The organism is Brucella pecoris (genome assembly GCF_006376675.1).
In the GTDB taxonomy this organism is placed as follows: domain Bacteria; phylum Pseudomonadota; class Alphaproteobacteria; order Rhizobiales; family Rhizobiaceae; genus Brucella; species Brucella pecoris.
In genome coordinates, this window is sequence record NZ_VEWK01000003.1 from 210,188 (window position 1) to 228,203 (window position 18,016).

Sequence of the window (18,016 nt, forward strand, 5' to 3'; positions counted from 1 at the left end):
TTGCCTCCTCACGCCGCCACGATTTCAGCCGCACGCAGCGGCGTGTAACTGCCTTCCGTTTCGGCGAAGAAACGCCGCAACAAATTGCGCGCCGCGAGCAGCCGGTAATCCGCTGTCGCGCGCATATCGCTCAAGGGCGTATAGTCCTGTGAATAGGCTTCCAATGCCGCTTCAACTGCAGCCTCGGTCCAAGGCTTGGCCGTCAGGGCTGCTTCCACCGCTCTGGCGCGTTTCGGCGTTGCGGCCATGCCGCCATAGGCGATGCGAACCGTCTCCACATTGCCGGCGGCGTCGAGCGTCAGATAGAAAGCCCCGAGCGTCGCCGTAATGTCTTCTTCGAAGCGCTTCGACACCTTGTAGATGGCAAAATGGCTGCCAACGACCGGAACCGGCACATGCACAGCCTCGACAAACTCGCCGGGCTGGCGATCCTGCTTGCCATAAGCGATGAAGAACTCTTCCAGCGGTATGGTGCGGCGCTCCGCCCCTTTGCGCAGAGTCAGCTTTGCATTGAGCGCGATCAGCGGCGGCGGCGTGTCGCCAATTGGCGAACCATTGGCGATATTGCCGCCGATGGTTCCCATGTTACGCACCTGCTCACCACCGATGCGGTTGATGAGGCTCCCAAGCTGCGGAATGCGCTTGGCGAGAAATCCGAACGCTTCCGTGTAGGTCACACCTGCACCGATGGTAACGACACCGTTTTCCTCGCGGATGGAACGCAGTTCCTCCAGATGGCCTATGAAGACGACCGGGGAAATGTCGCGCATCATCTTGGTCACCCATAGCCCCACATCAGTCGAACCGGCAACGATAGTTGCCTTCGGCTCTACGGCCAGAAGGGTCGCGAAATCATCGAGATCGCCAGGCACGACCAGGCGGTCCTTGCCTTCACCCACTTCCACCCGCACACCGTCGCGCATGGCTGTCATCTGTTTAAGAACATGGGCGCGCTCGGCTGCAAGCGGGTCTTCCATGACTGTACCGTAGTCGGAAATGATGCGGGCGGCGCGCATGATCGCCTCATAGCCCGTGCAGCGGCAAAGATTGCCCTGCAGGGCTTTTTCAATCTGCGCATCGGCTGGTTTCGGTTCGCGCATCCACAGAGCGTAGAGCGACATGACGAAGCCCGGCGTGCAAAAACCGCATTGCGAGCCATGAAACTCAATCATCGCCTTTTGCACCGGATGGAGATCACCATCGGCCCCGCGCAGGTGCTCGATCGTTACGACATGACAGCCATCCAGCGAGCCCATGAAGCGGATGCAGGCATTGACGCTCTCATAAACGAGCTTGCCGTCCGAAATCTTGCCAACCAGCACCGTGCACGCACCGCAATCGCCTTCGCCGCAACCTTCCTTGGTGCCGCGCAGCTTGGCGGACAGCCGCAGATAGTCGAGCAGCGTTTCGGTCGGGGAAACACGGTCGAGTTCGATCTTTTCACCGTTCAGAAGAAAGCGGATCGTGTGTCGCACGGACTGGTGCACAGACTGGTTCATGGCGCTCAACTCCCGCGATAGGTGGAATAGGAAAAGGGCGAAACGAGAAGCGGTACATGATAATGCGCTTTTTCATCGGAAATGCCAAAGCGCAGTGGGACAACATCGAGGAACGGAATGGCATCGTCGGTCTTGCCGAAATACTCGCCGACGTGGAACAGAAGCTCGTAGGAGCCGGTCCGCAGATTCTCGCCCGACAGCAACGGCTCGCTGCAACGGCCATCGTCATTGGTGCGAATTTCCCGGATCGGTTCGGCCTGCTGATTCTCGACGCGGCGTAATTCGATGCGCAGATTTGCGGCCGGTTTACCGCTTACCGTGTCGAGGACATGCGTCGTCAACCGGCCATTACCGCTGTTTTCCTGACCCATTTGCACTCCTGCAGCTTGCTGATTCTCTAATCAAGTAGACTGGAAAATGTTACAAGCTTTTGATTTCCGGTGGTTTATTTCGGCCCAACGTCGCCATTGGCTGTGGGGGCCGCAAACCACACCATGTTCCCAGCATTCAGTATTTCTCGATCCCTCTCATAGCGAAAGATGGTTATCGTTGGATGTCTTTCAAATTTTTGAAGGGGAATAATAGCGATAAATCTTTATTATCATGGGTAAAACGAACGAAAATGAGGGAAGACCCGAAATGAAATATCCGCGCAATCTCGTCGGCTATGGACGCAACACGCCAGATCCGCGCTGGCCGGGTGGGGCCAATATCGCAGTTCAGTTCGTCGTCAATTACGAGGAAGGCGGCGAATGCAGCATTCTCGATGGCGACGCGGCCTCCGAATGCCTTCTGTCCGAGATTGTCGGCGCGCAGCCCTGGAAGGGCCAGCGCAACCTCAATATGGAATCCATCTATGAGTATGGCGCACGTTCGGGCTTCTGGCGCCTGTGGCGCGCCTTCACCCGCCGCAACATGCCCGTCACCGTCTATGGTGTAACATTGGCCATGGCGCGCAATCCCGAAGCCGTCGCAGCCATGAAAGAGGCTGACTGGGAAATTGCCAGCCACGGATTGCGGTGGTGGGAATATAAGGACGTTCCCGAAGAGATCGAACGCGAGCATATCCGCGAAGCTGTTCGTCTTCATACCGAGCTTACCGGCTCGCGTCCGCTCGGCATCTATCAGGGCAAGCCTTCCGACAACACGCTGAAACTGGTGATGGAAGAAGGCGGCTTTCTCTATTCCGCCGACTCCTATGCCGACGATCTCCCTTACTGGGTTCAAGGCCCGCAGAAACCGCATCTGATCGTGCCCTATACGCTGGACGCCAACGACATGCGTTTCGCAACACCACAGGGTTTCAATTCCGGCGACCAGTTCTACACCTATCTGAAAGACACGTTCGACGTGCTCTATCGCGAAGGCGCGGAAGGCGCGCCGAAGATGATGTCCATCGGCCTGCATTGCCGCCTTGTCGGTCGTCCCGGCCGTGTGGCCGCACTCGAACGGTTCCTCGACTATGTGCAAAGCCATGATAAGGTCTGGGTCGCCAAGCGCGTCGATATCGCCCGTCACTGGCACGAAAACTACAAGCCCGTCGCTGCCGATGTCGTGCCTTCGAAAGCCGGTAAAGATGAATTCGTCGCGCGCTACGGCAGCATTTTCGAGCATTCGCCCTGGATCGCCGAACGCGCATATGATGTCGGTTTCAGCCAGGAGGAAGACACCGCATCGGGCCTTGCAGCCGCAATGACGAAAGTATTTCGCTCCGCATCGGCAGATGAGCGGCTTACCGTTTTGAAGGCACATCCGGATCTTGCCGGCAAGCTCGCACAGGCCAAGCGGCTGACGGCGGAATCGACTGCCGAACAGGCCGGTGCCGGCCTCGATGCACTCACTGATGCGGAAAAGCAGACATTCACCGAATTGAATGACGCCTATACGGCGAAATTCGGCTTTCCGTTCATCATTGCCGTGAAGGGACGCAACAAAAAGGAAATTCTCGACGCTTTCCAGCGCCGGGTTTCCAATGACCGTGACACGGAATTCGAAACGGCCTGCGCTCAGGTGGAGCGCATCGCTCTCCTGCGCCTCAAGGATACTCTGCCGGAAGCGCTCTACTGATCCTGCTGCCCGGAAAGTCTGTTTCCGGGCGCTTCTTTCTCTACATTTCACCGTGACCGTCCCGTACTTCGCTGTGAATGCTCAGTTTCTTACATAAGGGATTCCCGCCATGGGCAACGACAAGAACAATCGCACTTACTACGCACCGACAGGCGGACTGCCGCCGCAAACCCAGCTTCTCACCGATCGCGCAATGTTCACCGAAGCCTATGCGGTGATCCCCAAGGGCACGTTCAGCGATATCGTAACGAGCTTCCTGCCCTTCTGGGACAAGACGCGGCTTTGGGTGATCGCACGCCCCCTTTCAGGCTTTGCCGAAACCTTCTCGCAATACATCATGGAAGTGCAGCCGGGCGGCGGCAGTGATCGCGCCGAACTGGATGAAGGCGCGCAAGGCGTGCTGTTCGTTGTTGAGGGTGAGATCGCCGTCACCGTGGCAGGTAAGACCCACACGTTGACAGAAGGCGGCTATGCTTATCTGCCGCCGAAGAGCGGCTGGACGCTCCGCAACAATGGTACGGCGACGGCCCGTTTCCACTGGGTACGCAAGACTTATGAATATGTCGACGGGCTTGATGTTCCTGAACCGCTATTCCTCAACGAAAACAACATCGCTCCGAGCCCGATGCCAGATACCAACGGCGCCTGGGCAACAACGCGTTTCGTCGACCCGAATGATCTGCGCCACGACATGCATGTCACCATTGTGACCCTGGAACCGGGCGGCGTCATTCCGTTTGCCGAAACCCACGTCATGGAGCATGGGCTTTATGTGCTGGAAGGCAAAGCCGTCTATCGGCTCAATCAAGACTGGGTGGAGGTGGAAGCCGGTGACTTCATGTGGCTGCGCGCTTTCTGTCCGCAGGCATGTTACGCGGGTGGTCCCGGCAAATTCCGCTATCTGCTCTATAAGGACGTCAACCGGCATATGAAGCTTTCGCGATAGCGATATGTCGGCGGCATCTATCCGGCTTGGGGTATTTCTGATTTAAACTGAAACACCGGACATGCTCTATCCATTTGTTTTCACGCATATCTTGATCCGAAAATTGCTTCGCTGTTTTCGGGAATGCACTTCAACGGACCAGCTTTCAACTTTTGATGTGAGACACATCTTGTCTGCAAGATGTTCGATATTTTCGAATGCAGTTCTATAACGAAAAAAGGCCGGATCACTCCGGCCTTTTTCCTTTCTGGGGGAATAACCGCAAGCTCAAGCTCGCCGTTCAGATATTCCAGAGTATGTAGTGCTGGGTAAATCAATATTCAGTCTAGTCGCCATTCGAGATGACTACCCCTTCAAAACAGAATTCCTAAAACTATAATGACGCGATAGCCTTCTCGAAATGCAATATTTTTACGTACTCATCAAACCGGAATACGTTTCATCAAAATATCAAGCACATCGTGCTTCCAGCTTAGTCTTAGAAAGAACGCTGAAAGCGTACCATTCCCTGCCATGCGTCCTGACCATCCAAAATCGATTTCTCGTTGCTCCATTTTGTATAGGAAACTTCAGGAGTAATCGTGAAACCAGGGACTGCTTCGTAAGCGACGTTTGCTGTTGTCGCGAAAGTTGAAGTCCCGTCATAGGCAGCCTGAACATTGAATGTCGTCTTTTCGCTGGCACGGAATGCGGCACCGCCCCATACAGCCCAGTCGCCACCCCAGGTGCCGTAGAAGCTGTTGATCGCACGAACCTGCCCAACGACTGCGTTGTTGTCATTGACCACATCAATGTAGTCGTCATCAATGTTCTTGTAGCCGCCCATCACCCAAAGCGAGAACCGATCGGTAATATTGACGTCGGCGCGAACTTTTCCTGCCCAGCCTTCATTAACCGAGTCATATGCTGCAACGGCAGTCAACGCACCCCAGCCCTGAGCGAGACGAAGACCACCAACGACGTGCGGCATGTAATCGTCAATCGTGCCGTAATAGCCGTAGGCCGAGTCCGTATCGACGTCGTTACCCTGTTCGAACGACAGGATTGCCGAGAAGCCATTGCCGCCGGAGAAAGTATAGCTCACGAGACCCGTACGATAGCCGCCGGCCAGGATCACGTCGTCGTTGATGACGTTACCAAGATAGCCTGGAAAGGTAACGAAGGCCGATTCATCAAGCCCGACGCGCAGGCCGCCAAGCTGGATATAGGCAAAGCGCAGCGAGCCGGAAGCACCTTCATAGCCGTCGGCCCAGTCGTAGCGCGTTTCGGCAAACGTCGTGAGAGTACCGAGTTCGGTTTCCGAAGCCGTACTAACCCGTAATGTAAAACGTGCAAGCTTGCGCCAGGTATCATCACCATCTACACCATTTGCAAAAGCGTCGCCGTCGCGATCATAGAAGCCGCGGCCATATACATTATCGCCGCCAGCAGCATCATAACGGACATAGCCCGAAATACGCAGGCACGTTTCCGTACCCGGAATATAGAAGAAACCGGCTCCATAAGCGTCACAAACACGTACGTATTCAACAGCTTCAGGCTCCGGCGCGTCCGCCGCATAAGCGCTTGATGCCCCCATCAACGTCGCTGCACATCCGTATAATGCACTTTTCAATTTCATACCCACCTCCTGTTGATCTGGTGTGAGTCTATTTAGCGGCGTAACGCCTCCCCTATCAATACATGAAATAAGTATTACTGCAGTAATTATTCAATTGTGACATCTTTAATACTAATTATTATACGATAATTTTCTTTAGGATGGATAGCATCATTATAATAATATTTTGTTTCCATAGCTAAAATTCATGAACAAAATTCACATATACGTAATATTATTTATTCTAAATTTTTCTTTTTTGATTAGAACGCATCCCGAAAAGCGTGAAACGATTTTCGGATAAGATGCGCGTTAAAACAAACAGATAGAGCGCGTTTCGATCTGATTGAATCAGATCGAAACGCGCTCTAAGCCAATGCCAGACTGATCTTCATGAGCATGTCCATGAAGCGATGCTGCGAGATGTATCAGCCCGGCAGCATCAAAGCTGCGGCTTTTCAGTGCAGGACGAACGCAGAGATAAAGGGAAAGGGCATGGAATGCGCAGAAAAAGGCGCCGGATAAGTCCACACTGGAAGACGCATGCAGACAAAATTAAAACGGCGAGCCGAAGCTCGCCGTACCATTCTTCCGACTGGAGATCAGATTTTGAAACAGCGCAGTCCTTCTACGCCATCGAACGGTCTACACTTTATATTGCACTCCGTACCCGATGTAAAACAAAATGTATTTCATCAAATAATATTTACTCAATCATATGTTCTAACTTAAAGTAAAACTTACTTTAATACATATAACTATAAATTGGGATCATAATATAAGCAAAAAACGACCAGCTCATCTGAAATGAACAGGTCGTTTTAGCATCGTAACCGAAAACGGGAGCCCTTGGTCAGGCTCCCATCCGGCATTAGAACGAGCGCTGGAAGCGGACCATACCCTGAACGGCATCCTTGCCGTTAAGATAGGACTTGCTGTCGCTCCATTTGGTGTAGGAAACTTCCGGCGTAACCGTAAAGCCCGGAACCATTTCATAGGCCACATTGGCAGTGGCTGCGAACGTGCTGGTACCATCATAGGCAACCTGCGCATTAATGACAGCCTTGTCGGTAGCCTTGAATGCTGCGCCGCCCCAGACAGCCCAATCGCCACCCCAGGTACCGTAGAAGCTGCTGATAGCGCGGACCTGACCGATGTTATGACCGTTGGCATCGGTCTGCATGATGTACTGGTCCTTCATGGACTTGTAGCCGCCCATTGCCCAGACCGAGAAACGATCGGTGATGTTTACGTCAGCGCGAACCTTGCCAGCCCATTCTTCATTGCGGGCGTCATATGCTGCTACACCAGCGATCTTGCCCCAGCCACCTTCGTATTTCAGGCCACCGACGACATGGGGGGTATAATCCTTGATGACGCCATCGTACCCGTAGCTGCTATCCGTATCTTCATTGTTGCCCTGTTCGAGCGACAGAATGGCGGAGAAGCCGTTGCCACCGGTAAACGTGTAGCTGATCAAGCCCGTACGATAACCGCCGGCGAGAATCACGTCATCGTTGATGACATCGCCCAAATAACCCGGGAAGGTGACAAAGGCCGATTCATCAAGACCAACACGCAATCCGCCAAGCTGGATATAGGCAAAACGCAGCGAACCGGACGCTCCCTGAACACCATTGCCCCAATCATAACGCGTTTCAGCAAAAGTCTTCAGCGTACCAAGTTCGGTTTCCGAAGCCGTAGAAAGGCGCAGTGTAAAGCGGGCCTTGTTGTCCCAAGACTTACGGTTCGTATCAACGCTACCGTCACGATCAACGAAGCCGCGACCGTAAACATTGTCGCCGCCAGCGGCGTCATAACGAACATAACCGGAAACACGAAGGCAGGTTTCCGTGCCCGGAATGTAGAAATATCCAGCACCATAAGCGTCGCAGACGCGAACATATTCAACAGATTCAGGTTCGGGTGCCACGACGGCATCCGCAGCATATGCTCCTGTGGTCGCAACCAGCGCCGCAGCCGAGCCGAACAACACGCTCTTGATCTTCATTTCATTGCCTCCGGAAATTTTTCAGACGAGGCCACATAGAATAGTTAAACCAAGTACATCAATTCCAATTTTAAGAATTACAGATAGTTAATTACCTTATGTGTTAATTTTAGCACTAATTATAAACTTCTTTACTTTATAGCAATTTCAAAATTGTAAAATATAACTCCATATATTTTTCAAATGCATTTAAACTAGCAATTTATATGAGTTTATTTATTTATATCTTATATAATAAAGACAAACGGGGCCGACTGGCCCCGCTCAATAAATTGCCTCACGGCTATATGCTCGCGGGTTTACTTGCCCGCCGCCTGCTGCGCATAGACATAGCTGTCATAGGTATATTCGGCCACGCGGAACCATTCGAAGCCCTCGTCGCGGAACTTCTTCCAGCTCGGATAGATTTTCGCCCAGGCCGGATTTTTCTCGTTGTATTCCGCATAAAGTTCGAAAGCGACCTTGTAGGCGGCATCCAGAACATCGCGTGGCAGCGGCTGAAGCTTCACGCCCTTGGAAACCAGAGACCGGATCGCGGCGGTGTTCTTCACATCGTAAAGCGCAATCATGTTCTGGGTAGCGGCTTCAGCAGCGGCATTAAGCGCAACCTTGTACGCCTCCGGCAGACTTTCATATTGCTGCTTGTTGATAAAGAAGTGTACGGAAGCCCCGCCTTCCCAGAAAGCCGGGTAATAGTAATAAGGTGCAATCTGGTAGAAGCCGAGCTTCTCGTCGTCATATGGGCCGACCCATTCGGCAGCATCGATCGTGCCACGTTCCAGCGACGGATAGATGTCGCCACCCGGAAGCTGCTGCGGGACGACGCCAAGACGTGACATGACCTCGCCTGCAACGCCGGCGATACGCATCTTCAAGCCCTTCAGATCCTCAAGGCTCTTGATTTCCTTACGATACCAGCCACCCATCTGAGCAGCGGTATTGCCGCCGACGATGCCGACGATGCCGTAATCGGCGAGGAAGGCATTATAAAGTTCGTTGCCGCCGCCATGATAGAGCCAGGCATTCTGCAGGCGCGTGTTCATGCCGAAGGGGATAGCCGTGCCAATGGCAAAGGCCGGGTTCTTGCCGGTAAAATAATAGCCGCATGTATGGGCCATTTCGACTGTATTAGCCTGAACCGCATCGATGGCCTGCGGGCCCGGCACAATTTCACCAGCCTGGAACACCTGAATCTGAAACTTGCCTTCTGTCATCTTCGACACGGCGTCGGCCATGAAGACCGCGCCGCCATAGATGGTATCCAGATTGTTCGGAAAACCCGATGTCAAGCGCCAACGCAATGTCGGCAATTCCTGCGCGATCGCCGGTGTTGCAAGTGCCGCTCCGCTTGTGGCTGCGGCAGCGCCAATTGCGGCGCCCTTTGTCAGAAAGGTGCGGCGGCTCAAATCCTGTTTCATGTGTCTCCTCCTAAGATTGTTCTGGTTTTATCCGGACCTGCGCAATGCTCGTTCTCCCCTCACTGCGCAGGTTTTTTCTGTTGATCCGTGCCCTGTCCGAAGCTCGGTTGCGGTGAACCGAAGGAAGGTGCAGGCAGAGGCTCAGTTGACGGCGAAGGCGCTCCGAAAGGTGCGGGTGTCGCGCCGAACGGATTTCCACCGCCCGCATCGGGCATCGGCACATTGATCTGAATGGATGCCGGGTCGGCCTGCGGATGACCGCTCTTGTAGTGGGTGACGATACCGGGGAAGGCAATGATAATGCCAACCATCACAAGCTGGATCAAAAGGAACGGGATCGATCCCATATAGATCTGCCCCGACGTCACCGGCTGGATTGTCGCACCCGTCACCTTGTCCTTGTAAGGCCGGGCCGGGGCGACCGAACGCAGATAAAAGAGCGAAAAGCCGAATGGCGGATGCATGAACGACGTCTGCATGTTGACCGCCAGCATGACGCCGAACCAGACCAGATCGATACCGAGACTGTCAGCCACCGGCGCCAGAAGCGGGATGATGATGAAGGCAAGCTCGAAATAGTCGAGAAAGAAGGCCAGAAAGAACACCAGAATGTTGGCCACGATGAGGAAGCCAACTTCACCGCCGGGAATGGACGTCATCAGGTGCTCGACCCAGATATGACCGTTGACGCCATAAAAGGTGAGCGAGAAGACGCGTGCGCCGAGCAGAATGAAGATGACGAAGGACGACAGTTTCGCCGTGGCATAAAGCGCCGATGTCAGAATCGTCATGTTGAGGCGGCGATTGATGATCGCGAGAAGCAGGGCACCAACCGCTCCCATCGCGCCGCCTTCCGTCGGCGTTGCAAGGCCGATGAATATCGTACCCAGAACAAGGAAGATCAGCACAAGCGGCGGTACAAGCGAGATCACAACGCGTTGCAGCAGCTTCCAGCCCTTCAGTGTGCGGGCCTGCGGCGGCAGTGCTGGCACCGATTCCGGTCGCAGGATCGCCATGCCGATTATGAAGGCGCAATAGAATCCAACCAGCAGGAGGCCGGGAACCAGCGCACCCTTGTACATATCGCCCACCGAACGGCCGAGCTGATCGGCAAGAACGATCAGAACGAGGCTTGGCGGAATGATCTGCGCCAGCGTGCCGGAGGCGGCAATCGTACCTGCGGCGAGTTTTCGATCATAGCCGTAGCGCAACATGATCGGGAGCGAAATCAAACCCATGGAGATCACGGATGCAGCGACCACACCCGTGGTAGCCGCAAGAAGCGCACCGACGATGATAACGGCAAAGGCCAGCCCACCACGCACAGGGCCGAAAAGCTGCCCGATCGTATCGAGCAGATCTTCCGCCATGCCGCTTCGTTCCAGTATCAGCCCCATGAACGTAAAGAACGGAATGGCGAGCAATGTTTCATTCGACATCTGCCCGAAGATACGATCCGGTATCGCTCCGAACAGATTGACAGGCAGAAGCCCCATTTCGATGCCAACGAAGCCGAAAGCAAAACCGACGAAAGCCAGCGCAAAAGCCACCGGATAGCCGAGCAACAACACAATCACCAGCGACAGAAACATCAGCGGCGCGAGATTTTCCGCGATAAAAGCAAACATATCCATTCCCCTCAAAGCGCCTGTGCTTCTGCATCTTCAACAGCAACCGTATCCGGTATCCGCCCTTGCAGAATGGCAATGCGCTTGATGAGTTCGGAAATGCCCTGTAATGCGAGCAGCCCGAAGCCAATCGGGATCAGCACCCAGACTGGCCACAGAACGAGCCCGCCCGTATTGTTGGAAATTTCACCACTGGCAATCTTGGCCGCCACGATGGGCCACGAGAGATAGATTGTGATGAGACAGAAGGGCATGAGAAAGAAGATCGTACCGAAAATCTCGACGAGAAGCTGGGTTCGCCGCGAATACCGACTATAGAGAAGATCGACTTTCACATGCTCGCTATGCAGCAGTGTATATCCGGCTGCGATCAGAAAGACCGCCGAAAACAGATACCATTGCGCTTCCAGCCAGGCGTTGGAACTGACATTGAACAGCTTGCGCGTGGTCGCGTTGATAGCGCTGATAAGCACTGCCACCAATATCAACCATGATACGGATTTTCCGATGAAATTATTGGCCGCGTCGATAGCGCGCGACAACGCCAGCAAAACTGACATCGCTCCTCCCCTCCTGTTCCGCCTCCTCAAGCGGTTTTGGAGCGAATGATAGGACCGGCGAATCCATGCCGCAAGCGGACGAAAGTTCTAAGAAGCGGACTCCTACCCATTTGTGGGTAAGAAAATATCGGGAAGGATGCTGGACATCCGTTATACCAAGGCGCTGAGATGCTAAAGCATGTCTCCCAAAAGTGGGAACCGGTTTTGGGATAAAGACATGCGTGAAAACAAAAGTTTAAAGCGTGTTCCCTGAATATAGTAAGATGCAACACGCTTTAACGCATCACGCCTTGAAAAAGCTCAATCGCCACTCGGGCTTAACCAAAGTCCAATGAGTTTCATTCAATGGACTTTGGTATTACTGCGAGGACAGGCGCAACCGGTTCTCGATGGCGTAACGTGTAAGACCGGCTGTGCTGGCGATTCCGAGTTTCTTCTTGATATTCTTGCGGTGGGTTTCGACGGTAGCTTCCGAAATACCGAGCCTTGTTGCAATCTCGCGATTGCTTCCACCTTCAGCCACCAGCACCAGCACGTCATTTTCACGGGCGGACAAACCTTCCGACTTTTTTTCCCCGCTATCGAGCAACGCTTCCGAAACGCCGGATGAGAAATATGTTCCACCTGAGGCTACCGCGTGAATGGCAGCAACGATTTCAGTCGTGGACACGTCCTTCAACACATAACCCGAAGCACCGCGCATGATCGAGGTAGAGATATATTCGCGGCTGTCATGCATGGAAAGCATGAGAATACGGGTACCCGGCAATTGCTTCTTGAACAGTTCGATAGCATCGATACCGTTGAGAAGCGGCATATTGATATCCATCAAAACAACATCGGGATTGACGGCAAGCGCCAGTTCCAGGGCAATCCGTGCATTGGAAGCAGCACCGGCAATATCGATGTCGTCATAGGTTTCAAGCACAGCCCGCAGACCGTCCAGCACCAGCGGATGATTGTCCACGAGCAATACGCGAATCTTGCATTCGTTCGTCATGCGACTTCCGGTTCCCGCTTTCCTTCTGTTGCCGATTTCGGCAAACGCGCGGTGAGCTGCGTACCATCTGCGCTGGTGTCAACCAAGAGCACGCCGCCGAAATGTGCCATGCGTTCCTGCATATTGCGCAAGCCAAGCCCCGACAACTGATCTTTCAGATCACGCGCGGTGAAACCATTGCCATCATCGGCCACTGTCATTGTAACCTTGCCGTTGGAACCCCAGAGCCGGATTCCCACATGGCTGGCACCGGAATGGCGCTCAACATTGGTGAGCGCTTCCTGCACGACACGATAGAGCGCGGTACTTGCCTCCGGCTTCAACGTTTCATTCAGTCCGCTTGCCTCCAACTGCGTTTCAATGCCGGTTCTTTCCGAAAAATGTTCACACAAGGCTTTGAGCGCGACTGTCAGGCCAAGATCATCCAGAATGCGCGGACGCAGATCATGCGAAAGCCGCCGCACCTCCTTGATTGCGCCATTGAGGGCATCGGATGCTTTCTCGATTGCAAGGGGCGCGCCCCCGCTGCCCGTTCTGACCTGACGGCTTGCAAGATCGATGGCATAGCGGACGCCGACCAGATTTTGGGAAATACCGTCGTGAAGCTCACGCGCCAGGCGTGCCCGTTCTTCCTCCTGCGTGTCGATGATGCGCTGGGCCAGTTCCTTCAGCTTGTTGTCGGCCATGCGCCGCTCTCGCAGGTTGAGCAACATGCAGGTCGCGAAGACGAGCATCACTGCCGGTACGGCAATCAGGCTGACGATGAGGAATGTCGTGCGAATGTTGGCACGGAAGTCCGCATTGGCGGCAGCAGTCTGCACATAAACATCGTCAAGATAAACGCCCGTTCCGAGCATCCACTTCCATTTATCCAGACCAACGGCGAAGGAGAGTTTGTCGGCCATCTCCCCGCTCGACGGTTTTTCCCATTTATACTGATGCAGCCCTCCGCCTTCCTTCGCCTTGCCAATCAGATTGGCAATGACCCGATCACCGTCGGAATCGACGAGATCGAGCCAGTTGTGACCCGGCCGAAACGTCTGGCGCGGATGGACGACATTGTTGCCGTCATAATCATAGACAAAGAAGTAGCCATCTCGGCCATAGTCCAGCGAAGTCAGAATCTCCCGCACCTTTTCCATGGCTGCGGTATCGTTGGGACCAGCCTCGTCGTAAATCTGCTGTATGGAAGAAAGCGCCAGATTGGTGAGATTGAGGAGTTCGGTCTCCTTGGCTTTCAGCATATTCTTCTCGAAAGTCGCGATACTGCTCTGTACGAGATTTGCCGATTGCCAGGTGATGAAGGCTGTAACCGTCAGAATAGCCACGATAAGCGGCACTATCGCCAGTGCAACGATCTGATAACGCAGCGTCACGTCTTCTCCTCCAGGCATAACGGGCCGACTTGTCACCCGACGACTTTAGAGCGTATCCTGAGAAGTGTGAAACGGTTTTCGGAACAAGATGCGCGTTAAAACAAACAGTTGAGACGCGCCAATCTACTTCAATCGAATCGAAACACGCTCTAAAGTTCCCACATCATGAGGAAAAGGGGCCACGCACAAAACCTCGCCCCAAAGACAAAACTGCCCGCACAACCAATAATATACTTTCCTATATTTATATAATTAAACTATAAAATATAAATCATGGTTGAAGACACGAATATTTTATGCTCCATACTGTTTTCCTGAACACTGTGTCCGACTATACGGTTCTGAGACTCATTCATTTCAGAGAGAATCTATTTATGAAAAGCTATCACGCAATCGGTCTTGCATTCACGCTCGCAGCCATTTCCGGAGCACCAGTGCTAGCGGCTCCCCTGCCCGGCGGAGCAAGCACCCTCCAGGAGACCTATCAGGACTGGACCGTTTCCTGTCAAAACCAGAAGGAAACAAGCGTTTGCGTCATGCGACAAGACCAGAGCAGCACGCAAACCGGTCAGCGTGTTCTTACCGCAGAACTGCGCAATGTCGCCGGCGGCAAAGTCGAAGGCGTGTTGCTGATGCCGTTCGGTCTCGATCTCGCCAAGGGTGCTGCACTCAAGATTGACGATGTTGCGGGTCCGAATCTGGCCTTCTCCACCTGCCTGCCGCAAGGTTGCCTCGCTCCAGTCAGCTTTGATGCCAAGCAGGTTGCAGCTCTCAAGGCTGGCACCAACATCAATGTCACCACGACGGCATTGAGCCCAAGCCAGCCGGTCGCCTTCAAGGTTTCCCTGAAGGGCTTCGGTTCCGCGCTCGAACGCATTGCGGCACTGACAAAGTAAGTCTCGGGCTACAATCCAAAAGCCATACGCCGGGACGGGCATATGGCTTTTTTGTTAGGCTGGATGCGCTGAGATATGGGCAAGGTGCCTGCGCCACCGCAATGTCATCAACACCGCGACAATGCCGAGACCAGCGGCAAGACCGAGCCATATACCCACACCGCCGAGTTCGAACTTGAACGCAAGCAAGGCACCCAGCGGCAACCCGACCCCCCAATATCCAAACAGGGCCAAAAACATCGGCACGCGCGTATCGCGCAATCCGCGCAACATGCCCGCAGCGACGGCCTGCGCGCCATCAACGATCTGGAAGAGGGCCGCTAGCGCAAGGAAAGTCACTGCCAGTTCCATCACCGGCAGATTTTGCGGATCGTGCAGATCCAGGAACACGCCAATGAACAAGCGCGGTATGAGGACCATCAAGAGCCCCATCACGGCCATGAACCCGACGCCGAGGAAATAGGCGCTCCAGCCAGCATAAGCAATCGCCTTGGGATGGCCAGCGCCATAGGCTCTGCCCACACGCACGGTTGCAACCTGCCCGAAACCGAGTGGCACCATGAAGCTGAGCGATGCAATCTGGATCGCCACGGCATGAGCGGCCATGGCAGTCGGGCTGATCCGGCCCATCATGACGACGGCGGCATAGAAGATGGAGGTTTCAAATACGAATGTCAGCGCCATCGGAATGCCGATGCGCCAAAGCTCGCGCAAACGTGCCCAGTCGGGACGCCAGAAGCGACCGAACAGGTGATACCGGCGGAAACGGTGGTGGCGCAGCGTGATGAATGCAAGTCCGAGGAACATCATCGTGCTTGACGCTGTGGTGGCGATGCCAGCACCGTGCAGTTCCATGCGCGGGAAACCGAAGTGACCGAAAATCAGCGTCCAGCCCGCAAGTGCGTTGAAGCCGATGGCAAGTGCTGCGATCAGCAGCGTCCACATCGGCTTTTCCATGGCCGCAAAGAACGAGCGCAGGACGATATAGCCGAGATAAGGCAGCAGCGCCCATTGCAGCGTGTGCATGAAATCCGTCGAGCGGGCGGCAATATCCGGGCGTTGGCCGAGGAAGAGGAAAATCTCCTCGCAATGCCAGAGCACGATCCACACCGGGATCGCGATCATGATCGCAGTCCAGAACCCTTGACGCACGGTGCGGCGCACATCGCGCACCGAATGGCGGTTCTTGCCAAGCGCAATGGCGATCATCGGCATCACAGCCGAGACGAGCCCCATAGAGAAGATCATCAGCGTATGATAAAAGCTCGTCGCCAATAGCGCCGAAGCGAGCGTATTCGCGCCAAGACGACCGATGAAGATGACGTCGGTCGCGGTCAGCGCAGCTTGCGAAAGATTGGTGAAGATCAGCGGCCAGCCAAGTTTCAGTGCCGCTGCCATCTCCCTGCGCCAACGCTGCGCGCTGGTTTCGTGGGGTTCGCGAAAACCCGCATCGATTGTCCTGTCCATAGTCCGCTCCCCGAAGCATCCAGGGCCGTCAATCCGCCGGATGCTCCATTTTGTTTGAGGCCGCACCCCGGAACATCAGAGACCATGTCAATCTGAGAAGAGGCTTGGAAATACGATCATCGATCGTCCCATGCCGGCTAAGGGTGTCTATCGCTCATAAAGCGACTACGCCCCATTTTTCGGGTTGTTCAATTTCTATCGGGAACGTTGTGTATGTTCCAGAAACTGATCCGGAGCCAAGCGGGCTGCGCATCGATTTGCACAAAATTAGAGCATCATGGATATCAGACTTGCTCAAAGAAGCAACACGTCTCGAAATGGATTTTTCGCCTCCTGACAGAATGTGGAATGAAATCCTCATTCTGACGCGAAAGCGCAATTGCCCGTCCGATAAAGGATTGACGCTTGTAGCCTAACCGATAGGAATGATTACAATAATTCCAGGAGGCGTCATGCGTAGCACCAAAGTCATCCATATTGTCGGCTGTCATGCGGAAGGCGAAGTCGGCGATGTCATCGTGGGTGGTGTCACACCTCCTCCGGGCGATACCGTCTGGGAACAATCGCGCTTCATCGCCAGTGACGAAACCTTGCGCAATTTCGTGCTGAACGAGCCTCGCGGCGGTGTATTCCGCCACGTCAATCTGCTGGTGCCACCGAAAGACCCGCGTGCGCAAATGGGCTTCATCATCATGGAACCTGCCGATACGCCGCCGATGTCGGGTTCGAACTCGATCTGCGTTTCGACGGTACTGCTGGATAGTGGCATCATCCCGATGCAGGAGCCGGTAACCCGCATGGTGTTGGAAGCGCCGGGCGGGATCATTGAAGTGGAAGCGGAATGCCACAACGGCAAGGCCGAGCGCATCAGTGTCCGTAACGTGCCGTCCTTCGCCGATCGTCTGGATGCATCATTGGAAGTTGAAGGACTTGGCACCGTTATTGTCGATACGGCCTATGGCGGCGACAGCTTTGTCATTATAGACGCGGCGCAGATCGACATGAAGATCGAGCCGTCGCAGGCGCGCGAACTGGCTGAACTCGGTGTGAAGATCACCAAGGCCGCCAATGAGCAGCTCGGCTTCCGCCATCCTGAAAAAGACTGGAACCATATTTCCTTCTGCCAGATCACCGAACCGGTGACACGTGATGGTGATGTGCTGACCGGCGTAAACACAGTTGCCATTCGCCCGGCCAAGCTCGACCGCTCGCCAACCGGCACCGGCTGCTCGGCGCGCATGGCCGTGTTGCACGCGAAGGGCCAGATGAAGGCGGGCGAGCGCTATATCGGCAAATCCGTGCTTGGCACCGAATTTCATTGCAAGCTCGATCATGTGCTGGAACTCGGCGGCAAACCCGCCATCAGCCCCATCATTTCCGGTCGTGCATGGGTGACAGGAACGTCGCAGCTCATGCTTGATCCGAGCGATCCGTTTCCTCATGGCTACCGTCTCTCAGACACATGGCCCAGCATGCCTGAATAAGCCGGATCAAGGCGCAATAAAAAACCCCGCCAAAGCGGGGTTTTTCACGTCTCTTATTCCGCGT

General features: G+C 54.4%; 14 protein-coding genes. 4 read left to right on the forward strand and 10 right to left on the reverse strand.

What is annotated here, in order from left to right; translation table 11 throughout:
* Positions 1 to 8: 8 nt before the first annotated feature.
* On the reverse strand, positions 9 to 1,487 hold the full coding sequence (gene xdhA / locus FIB18_RS07610) for a xanthine dehydrogenase small subunit (protein WP_174977403.1): 1,479 nt from the start codon (positions 1,485 to 1,487) through the stop codon (positions 9 to 11).
* Between the two features lie 17 nt (positions 1,488 to 1,504).
* A complete protein-coding gene (gene uraH / locus FIB18_RS07615; protein ID WP_140020122.1) occupies positions 1,505 to 1,870 on the reverse strand; it encodes a hydroxyisourate hydrolase in 366 nt (121 codons plus the stop codon).
* 268 nt (positions 1,871 to 2,138) lie between these two features.
* On the opposite strand from uraH, the gene puuE reads away from it, so the two are divergent.
* Both puuE and FIB18_RS07625 read left to right on the forward strand, forming a co-directional pair.
* Positions 2,139 to 3,566 carry an allantoinase PuuE gene (puuE, locus tag FIB18_RS07620; RefSeq protein WP_140020123.1) on the forward strand — a complete coding sequence of 476 codons (1,428 nt, stop codon included), beginning with the start codon at positions 2,139 to 2,141 and terminating at the stop codon, positions 3,564 to 3,566.
* Between the two features lie 109 nt (positions 3,567 to 3,675).
* A complete protein-coding gene (locus FIB18_RS07625) occupies positions 3,676 to 4,512 on the forward strand; it encodes a bifunctional allantoicase/(S)-ureidoglycine aminohydrolase (protein ID WP_140020124.1) in 837 nt (278 codons plus the stop codon).
* Between the two features lie 478 nt (positions 4,513 to 4,990).
* On the opposite strand, the gene FIB18_RS07630 is transcribed toward FIB18_RS07625, so the two are convergent.
* The 7 genes from FIB18_RS07630 to mctS form a co-directional block, all read right to left on the reverse strand.
* Positions 4,991 to 6,133 carry a porin gene (locus FIB18_RS07630; protein ID WP_140020125.1) on the reverse strand — a complete coding sequence of 381 codons (1,143 nt, stop codon included), beginning with the start codon at positions 6,131 to 6,133 and terminating at the stop codon, positions 4,991 to 4,993.
* 850 nt (positions 6,134 to 6,983) lie between these two features.
* On the reverse strand, positions 6,984 to 8,123 hold the full coding sequence (locus FIB18_RS07635; protein ID WP_140020126.1) for a porin: 1,140 nt from the start codon (positions 8,121 to 8,123) through the stop codon (positions 6,984 to 6,986).
* A gap of 299 nt (positions 8,124 to 8,422) precedes the next feature.
* Positions 8,423 to 9,541 carry a TRAP transporter substrate-binding protein gene (locus FIB18_RS07640; RefSeq protein WP_140020127.1) on the reverse strand — a complete coding sequence of 373 codons (1,119 nt, stop codon included), beginning with the start codon at positions 9,539 to 9,541 and terminating at the stop codon, positions 8,423 to 8,425.
* A gap of 59 nt (positions 9,542 to 9,600) precedes the next feature.
* Positions 9,601 to 11,169: a TRAP transporter large permease gene (locus FIB18_RS07645; protein ID WP_140020128.1), complete on the reverse strand. Its 1,569-nt coding sequence runs from the start codon at positions 11,167 to 11,169 to the stop codon at positions 9,601 to 9,603.
* Between the two features lie 11 nt (positions 11,170 to 11,180).
* On the reverse strand, positions 11,181 to 11,729 hold the full coding sequence (locus FIB18_RS07650) for a TRAP transporter small permease subunit (protein WP_140020129.1): 549 nt from the start codon (positions 11,727 to 11,729) through the stop codon (positions 11,181 to 11,183).
* Between the two features lie 358 nt (positions 11,730 to 12,087).
* On the reverse strand, positions 12,088 to 12,729 hold the full coding sequence (gene mctR / locus FIB18_RS07655; RefSeq protein WP_140020130.1) for a two-component system response regulator MctR: 642 nt from the start codon (positions 12,727 to 12,729) through the stop codon (positions 12,088 to 12,090).
* Positions 12,726 to 14,105, reverse strand: a complete 1,380-nt coding sequence (gene mctS, locus FIB18_RS07660) for a two-component system sensor histidine kinase MctS (protein WP_140020131.1) — start codon at positions 14,103 to 14,105, stop codon at positions 12,726 to 12,728. The genes mctR and mctS overlap by 4 nt, the downstream gene beginning before the upstream one ends.
* Positions 14,106 to 14,479: 374 nt before the next feature.
* On the opposite strand from mctS, the gene FIB18_RS07665 reads away from it, so the two are divergent.
* Positions 14,480 to 15,001 (forward strand): invasion associated locus B family protein, encoded by a 522-nt coding sequence (locus FIB18_RS07665; protein ID WP_140020132.1) that lies wholly within the window; start codon positions 14,480 to 14,482, stop codon positions 14,999 to 15,001.
* Between the two features lie 54 nt (positions 15,002 to 15,055).
* On the opposite strand, the gene FIB18_RS07670 is transcribed toward FIB18_RS07665, so the two are convergent.
* Positions 15,056 to 16,468 (reverse strand): MATE family efflux transporter, encoded by a 1,413-nt coding sequence (locus tag FIB18_RS07670; protein ID WP_140020133.1) that lies wholly within the window; start codon positions 16,466 to 16,468, stop codon positions 15,056 to 15,058.
* 452 nt (positions 16,469 to 16,920) lie between these two features.
* Between FIB18_RS07670 and FIB18_RS07675 the strand changes: the two genes are divergently transcribed.
* Positions 16,921 to 17,952, forward strand: a complete 1,032-nt coding sequence (locus FIB18_RS07675) for a trans-3-hydroxy-L-proline dehydratase (protein ID WP_140020134.1) — start codon at positions 16,921 to 16,923, stop codon at positions 17,950 to 17,952.
* Positions 17,953 to 18,016: the final 64 nt, after the last annotated feature.

Excerpts from the sequence above, each read along its gene's own strand:
- puuE (WP_140020123.1), top strand. The coding sequence starts at position 2,139 with ATGAAATATCCGCGCAATCTCGTCGGCTATGGACGCAACACGCCAGAT.
- mctR (WP_140020130.1), bottom strand. The coding sequence starts at position 12,729 with ATGACGAACGAATGCAAGATTCGCGTATTGCTCGTGGACAATCATCCG.
- FIB18_RS07650 (WP_140020129.1), bottom strand. The coding sequence starts at position 11,729 with ATGTCAGTTTTGCTGGCGTTGTCGCGCGCTATCGACGCGGCCAATAAT.
- uraH (WP_140020122.1), bottom strand. The coding sequence starts at position 1,870 with ATGGGTCAGGAAAACAGCGGTAATGGCCGGTTGACGACGCATGTCCTC.
- FIB18_RS07630 (WP_140020125.1), bottom strand. The coding sequence starts at position 6,133 with ATGAAATTGAAAAGTGCATTATACGGATGTGCAGCGACGTTGATGGGG.
- FIB18_RS07670 (WP_140020133.1), bottom strand. The coding sequence starts at position 16,468 with ATGGACAGGACAATCGATGCGGGTTTTCGCGAACCCCACGAAACCAGC.
- FIB18_RS07625 (WP_140020124.1), top strand. The coding sequence starts at position 3,676 with ATGGGCAACGACAAGAACAATCGCACTTACTACGCACCGACAGGCGGA.
- FIB18_RS07640 (WP_140020127.1), bottom strand. The coding sequence starts at position 9,541 with ATGAAACAGGATTTGAGCCGCCGCACCTTTCTGACAAAGGGCGCCGCA.
- FIB18_RS07675 (WP_140020134.1), top strand. The coding sequence starts at position 16,921 with ATGCGTAGCACCAAAGTCATCCATATTGTCGGCTGTCATGCGGAAGGC.
- FIB18_RS07645 (WP_140020128.1), bottom strand. The coding sequence starts at position 11,169 with ATGTTTGCTTTTATCGCGGAAAATCTCGCGCCGCTGATGTTTCTGTCG.
- FIB18_RS07635 (WP_140020126.1), bottom strand. The coding sequence starts at position 8,123 with ATGAAGATCAAGAGCGTGTTGTTCGGCTCGGCTGCGGCGCTGGTTGCG.
- FIB18_RS07665 (WP_140020132.1), top strand. The coding sequence starts at position 14,480 with ATGAAAAGCTATCACGCAATCGGTCTTGCATTCACGCTCGCAGCCATT.